The sequence below is a fragment of the Chryseobacterium sp. DT-167 genome, assembly GCF_058310155.1.
In genome coordinates this window covers 68,079-74,432 of sequence record NZ_JBZEEQ010000017.1, presented here as the reverse complement: position 1 = coordinate 74,432, position 6,354 = coordinate 68,079, and the positions used below count along the sequence as shown (strand labels likewise).

The window sequence follows — 6,354 nt, the reverse complement described above, 5'->3', positions numbered from 1 at the left end:
TTAATGAGATTTAATATAATTGAAAAAGATTGATTTTTCACAAAGATAGAGCTGTAATGCGACAGAACTTGACGTGTATTTTGTAAACAATTTTAGATGACAAAATAAATAATCTCAAAAAATTGAAATTATTACAAAAAAGCAGTTTTAGACTGTACAAAATAAATTATTACAGAATTTCCAATATACATGATGCCAAATCCTGAACTTATTCAGCATCTAATCAATAAAATTGTTTTCCTTAAATGTGGGTTGAATACTATTTTTTTTGTATTTCACATTCCAATGTTTGATCCAATAAAATTGCTATTGTATATTTGTATAATTTATGATTACCCAAGATATCCCGTTCGATAATAGCTTCAGTACTGATTTAATCATCCAGGCACTGGCTTCCTCCCCTACCCCGACATCCATTTATTCAGGCGAAAATATGATCATTCGTTTTGCAAACGCAGGAATGTTGGCTTTATGGGGCAAAGACTCGTCAGTAATAGGTAAGCCATTAATGGATGCGATTCCTGAATTGGAGGGCCAACCCTTTTTAGCAATATTACAAGAGGTTTGGCGGTCCGGCAAAACCTATTCTGTATCTGAAGCTCCTGCAAAACTGATAAAAAACGGTAAAGAAACCCTTGATTATTTTGATTACGAATATCGGGCACTTCATGACCATAATAATAAAACCTGGTGTATACTTAATACGGCTCTTGAGGTTACCTCACGTCGGAAGTTTCTACAGCAGATCAAACAAAAGGAAGAAGAGGAACAGGTACTCAAAGAGCAAATGGCTGCTACGCTTGAAGAGCTGACCTCTACTAACGAAGAACTTAACCATTCTATTGAGGAACTTGCTTACAGCAGGGAATATATACGGACAATCATTAAACAGGCACCTGTTGGAATTGCTATGCTGAAAGGACCTGAACAGATTATTGAAATCGCCAATCCGGCAATACTTAAAATATGGGGACATACAGATACAGAAGTGATTGGCTATCCTCATGAGAAAGTCCGTCCGGAATTACGGGGGCAGTCGGTTGATATGTGGCTCAGAGAAGTCTATCAAAGCGGAAAACCAAAAATTAATTCTGAATTCCTCGTCAAACTAAGGCATCATGAAGGTCTAAGAGAGGCTATTGTAAATTCTATATACCAGCCAATATTTTCTGATAACGGTGAGATTTCGGGTATTCTGATCATTCTAGAAGAGATTACCCAGCAGGTACTCGAGCGCAGAAAAAATGAAAATGACCAGCAGATGTTAGCTCTTGCGATAGACGCAGGTGAGCTTGCTACCTTTTATTACCAGCCCGCAACAAATTTATTTTCGGGAAATACCCTTCTCAAGGTTTGGTTTGGTCTGTCTTCCGAAGAAAATCTGGACCTTTCTCTTGCCTTAGAGGTGATCGTCCCGGAAGATAGAGAGCGGGTAACTGAAGCCATTTTAAGCTCACTCAGTAAAGATTCTGATGGTCATTACTTTATAGAATATCGAATTAAAAATAAAACAGACAACAAAATAAGGCTGCTACAGGCAAACGGCAGGGTTTTTTATGATCAGCAGGGTAATCCGCTCAGCCTCAATGGTACCCTACGGGATATTACTGAACAAAAAAAAGAGGAAGAGCGAAAAGACGATTTTATGGGAATGGTGAGTCATGAACTCAAAACCCCGCTCACATCACTAAAAGCATATCTTCAGGTCTTGCAAAGGATGGCGGTAAAGGCAGAAAATATTTTGCAGCAAAATACGCTTGATAAATCTTTAAAACAGGTGGATAATATGACAGGTATGATTAATAGCTTCCTGAATGTTTCGAGAATTGGATCAGGACAAATGTATATTAATAAAACATCCTTTGATTTCCGATCATTATTCTCAGAAATTGAAGATGAAGTACTTTCAACCATCCATACCCATCATTTTATTTTCAAATCTTCCAATCAACAATTGGTATTCGCAGATCGCGAAAAAATTTCCCAAGTACTGCATAACCTTATCGAAAATGCTGTGAAATATTCTCCTGTGGAATCATCAATTACCGTAGAATACCTCATCACAAGTAATAACAGCCTGAAAATCAATGTTGAAGATCAGGGAAAAGGTATTTCAGAAGATGACCAGCAACGTATATTTGAGCGTTATTACCGAGTAAAGGATATTAATAATGCATCAATAGCAGGATTCGGCATCGGGCTTTATCTTTGTAAAGAAATCATCGACCTTCATAACGGTACTATTGAAGTCAGAAGTCTGCAAAATGGAGGCACTGTATTCTCATTTGTTTTGCCAATTGATGGTCACGAGATTCTCGCTGAGTAAGTCATTAAGAACCTTGCAAAAGCATATATTATACTATAAATGCCAATAGAATAATTTATATAATTTTACTATTGGCTCCGTAAACATTTTAACTGACAAAAGGCTCAATGATACAAACCCATATCAACGGTCTGCCCTGCCTATTGCTCAATATTAAACAATCGATCGACGCAGGGAATTGGCGCAGATTATCTGAGAAAGTTTATTTGATTTAAATTTATCAATCACAGAATGAATGATTTTAATGTGTGAAGAATCCTTTCGTTAAGTTTTAAAATACTTGTGGCAATCTTTTGTTCGTTTAATTATTTGCTGAATCAGATTTTTTATTTCGCTGACTCTTGATTTAAAACCAATCTGAAAGTAATCTCGTATATATGTATTTACCGTGTTTTTTTATTTTGCCATAAATTCTTTGACATGAATAAATTCATTAATAACATTACACAATTGGGAACACCAGGGAATAAAATTGTAATTGCAATTTTCATTGTTGACATCATCTTAATTCTTCTTCCCGGCGAAATCAGAAATATCATTCTGTTCAAAACTTATCATCCATACTTTAAGAGATTTTCTATAATTATAGCCATATTTTGTATCTTAATAATATGTATTGCACTTATAAGGAATAAGATAAAACGCGAAAAAGCAAAAAGGAAAAAAAATTTTTTTAGTTGAAATAATTTCCTAAAGTAAATCCGTATTTTTTTGTGCATTAGTTTGGGCTTTAGAAGATCACTTCTTAAGGTAAATTACAATATCAGATCATAAGGATTAACTAAGGTTTGCTTTGATCACATTTATTTGGAATTATTTTTGATTGAGTCTCAATATTCTTATATCCTGAACCATACAAATTCAATAAAAAATGCTTAAACAAACGACAAAAGAAATCTTATTAAAAGATTTATTGGAGACTAAACAGCTTTTGGTAGACGCTTTTGACGATAAAGAAGTTCCGTTTACCAAAGGTGGTGCAATCGATCAGTTTTTCACAAGTAAAGCCTTAGAATTTCAAAGAAATATCATTTTGTATGATACCATGATGGGTTCTGGCGCAATAAAAGATGAAGAAGGAAATGGGTCTGAACTTTCTCCTTTTGAAAAGATTGCGGTAGATTTAGCTGATATCAAATCAAAACTTGATTATCGGTCTTAGTCTCTATATAGCCAAGTAAAATAAGGCGGTTAATATATTTTTCCGCTTCTAATCTAAAAATGACTGCTGGAAGTCAGGCTATTCCTGCATAAACAGCTTCTTATTTAAATTTATATTAATTTTTTTAAATAAAAACTCCTAAAACATTTAATTTTAGGAGTTTTCATGATTAAATTAAAAAGATTCACATCAATCTGCACGTCTTTCCAGACTTTCAAATTTTCCGTAAGAGGATCTTAGTTTTCCCAGATGGTCTGCGACAACTGCTGAACTTTGTGGGCATAAATTTCCGCTTTCCAAAGCATCCTCATAAGCATCAATAGCAGCCTGTTCTCCAAATACCACATTCTCTAGTGTAGATTCTGCATTATCGCCGGTCAATGAATTTTTCACATCAATCCATGTTCTGTGAAGCGCACCTGCGGTAGTTGAAGTGTCATCCGGATCCCCTCCTTTCTCCTTTATTAATGAGATAAGATCAGATTTCATGGCGTGAGATTGTCTTACCATCTCATCATAATCATTTTTTAAAGGAGTATAGGTATCCCATACTTTATCTTCCACTTTACTGAATCCCTGGATTCTGTCATTCGTAATGTTAAGTAAATCATTTAAAGTTGATACGGTGTTTCTGTTGTCCATAATACAATATTTTTGATTAGTGTATCACAACATTTACAAAAGCCATACCATGTGGTAGGTTCATATATACGGATTTTAATCAATCACACATGCCTCATTAAAATTACTAATCACATTGTATTTAAGAAGAAACACAATATCCTACACTCATACTTTCCTGTATAATTCTTCCTATGCTATTCATGTAATATTTTGCGCTACTTTTAGGAGGTATAGAAAAGTTCACGTTGGTATTATTTACCATAAATTTTACTTCTTTTACGCTTATATTCATGATTGTTATCTCCTGATATTCAAACATTGCATCCATTGTTATAGCACCTCCCTCACGCAGTGTTAGCTTTACAACCCTATTTTTAGAACCGTAGAAATTTGAAGTACTTGTAAATTCTTTATCATCCGGTCTAAATCTGATCGAGTCATCCTCTATAACCACTTCATGCGGCAGGTGATATAAATTCCCATTCCCACCGTATAAATCATTATTATTGGTGGACTCCGAATAAATACCGTAAGGAATTCTTATTGTCCCGTTAAAATAATGATTATGGGAATCTGTTGGAGCAACACCACCGTAGCCAATATGACCATTTTCCAAATTAATAACAATACCATCCGTGCCCCCAACTTTGCTGGCTAATTTTATAAACTTACCTTCTTTGCCGGCAATGTGCAGGTCATTATCTTTGTCATACAAACCTCCTGCATCGCCATTTTGTAAATCAGCCAGCATAATTGATGCAGCTGAAAACGGTTCGTTTACCTTCACAAATCCTGCGGTCATATTATTGAGCTGAGACAAGTTAACTGCATGGCTATTTTGTGTAGCATCAGGTACAACAGGGCTGTGTGTAAATGTTTTTGTATCGGATATGGTTTCTACTCCGTTTTTCCCTACAAAGATATTCAGAGCTTCACTTTTTGTGTAGTAATTATCAAAGGCGGGTATGACCTGCGTGCTTATAATACCGCTGCTATTAGCAACCACCATTCTGGTTCCCGTGCCTGCAAGAGACGATATCAAAACAGTATCCTTATCTCCCGCGAAGCCTATAAACCCATCATGTCCGTTTACGGTTCGGTCATTGAACCATTGCCACATTCCCCAGTTTGCCATACTGCCCGAAGTACCTGATGATAATCCACCAACGCCGTAAGTTTTATTATTTGCCGTCCAAACATGGCGCAATATCATTTCTGCCCTACTTGAATTTGTGGAAGTAGTTATGGCAAATCCCCCGACATCTTTACTCCCTAACATGGAGCCGCCTATCTGACCTATTGAATTGACTGAACTTTTTGTAAAATCTATCCAAAATTTGCGAAAAGACAGGCTTTGTAAATTCAGATTATTACCTATTGCAAAAGTATTATCATCTGCTAAACCTACATACTGAGATAAGGTGTCAAAGCCAAAACCTATTGTATTATTAATCGCCTGTCCCGGACGCAAAAGCGACAAATGATTTGCTGAACTGCCATTAAAAATCCAATCTCCCGAAGTGGTTTTATTTCCGCTCAATCCTGTTTGCGGTGAATTACTCGTGATGATATTGGCAGAAACCCAGCTCCTTGTTGCTGCTATTTCCGGAATAATATTAACCAGTGACTGATAGGAAGAAGTATCTGTTTCTGAATTTAAAGACCAGCCTTTTGACCAATCATAATTGGAACCGGTATAAAACGAAACAACTCTTTCAACCTCAAACATTGCGTGAGTATTCCAAACGGTAGTCGCATCACCAATATTTATACAGACATTTCCTGTTGCATCAATTCCCGCGTTCAGTGTGGTTGTAGGAAAATTATCACTACATTCCAAAATAGCTTTATGATAAACCGCCTGAATTTGGGTTGCCGAAATCTTATAAAATGCAATCCGAAAGGTTCCAAGAGTTCTCAGATTCCAGAGATGAACTTTAATAGTCACGTCAAACATCGTGGCATTAGGAGTTGCCTGAGGAAATTTAAAACTTAGTACTCCTGTTGGTGTAGTAGCATTATATTTTTGAAATACTTTATTAAACACTCTTGTATTGCCGTCAAATTTCGCAATTGATCCTGTGGTAAAATTGAGGTTTTTATCCCCCATATTAATTTCTGTGTTCACAGGAATATATGAGGTATTATCTACCGAACCGTCTGCCTTTAAAAATTGGGCAGCTGTACCGCCCGTGACTCTATAGCCTTTTGAGGTGTTATAATATGAGTACTTTACATCCAT

4 protein-coding genes are annotated in these 6,354 nt (G+C 36.0%); 2 read left to right on the top strand and 2 right to left on the bottom strand.

Going from position 1 to position 6,354, the window contains the following annotated elements:
• The first annotated feature begins 328 nt into the window (after positions 1 to 328).
• Complete coding sequence (locus AC4FQ5_RS18550) at positions 329 to 2,326, top strand: PAS domain-containing sensor histidine kinase (RefSeq protein WP_491145765.1); 1,998 nt, start codon at positions 329 to 331, stop codon at positions 2,324 to 2,326.
• 871 nt (positions 2,327 to 3,197) lie between these two features.
• Positions 3,198 to 3,488: a hypothetical protein gene (locus tag AC4FQ5_RS18545; protein WP_491145763.1), complete on the top strand. Its 291-nt coding sequence runs from the start codon at positions 3,198 to 3,200 to the stop codon at positions 3,486 to 3,488.
• Positions 3,489 to 3,677: 189 nt separating this feature from the next.
• Here AC4FQ5_RS18545 and AC4FQ5_RS18540 read toward each other — a convergent pair whose 3' ends face one another.
• Both AC4FQ5_RS18540 and AC4FQ5_RS18535 read right to left on the bottom strand, forming a co-directional pair.
• The gene (locus tag AC4FQ5_RS18540) at positions 3,678 to 4,130 is read right to left on the bottom strand and encodes a ferritin-like domain-containing protein (RefSeq protein ID WP_491145762.1); all 453 of its coding nucleotides are present in this window, start codon (positions 4,128 to 4,130) and stop codon (positions 3,678 to 3,680) included.
• 121 nt (positions 4,131 to 4,251) lie between these two features.
• Positions 4,252 to 6,354: a hypothetical protein gene (locus AC4FQ5_RS18535; RefSeq protein ID WP_491145761.1), complete on the bottom strand. Its 2,103-nt coding sequence runs from the start codon at positions 6,352 to 6,354 to the stop codon at positions 4,252 to 4,254.

Bases quoted from the DNA above. Each gene is read 5' to 3' on its own strand.
- AC4FQ5_RS18545 (WP_491145763.1), top strand. From the start codon at position 3,198: ATGCTTAAACAAACGACAAAAGAAATCTTATTAAAAGATTTATTGGAG.
- AC4FQ5_RS18540 (WP_491145762.1), bottom strand. From the start codon at position 4,130: ATGGACAACAGAAACACCGTATCAACTTTAAATGATTTACTTAACATT.
- AC4FQ5_RS18550 (WP_491145765.1), top strand. From the start codon at position 329: ATGATTACCCAAGATATCCCGTTCGATAATAGCTTCAGTACTGATTTA.
- AC4FQ5_RS18535 (WP_491145761.1), bottom strand. From the start codon at position 6,354: ATGGATGTAAAGTACTCATATTATAACACCTCAAAAGGCTATAGAGTC.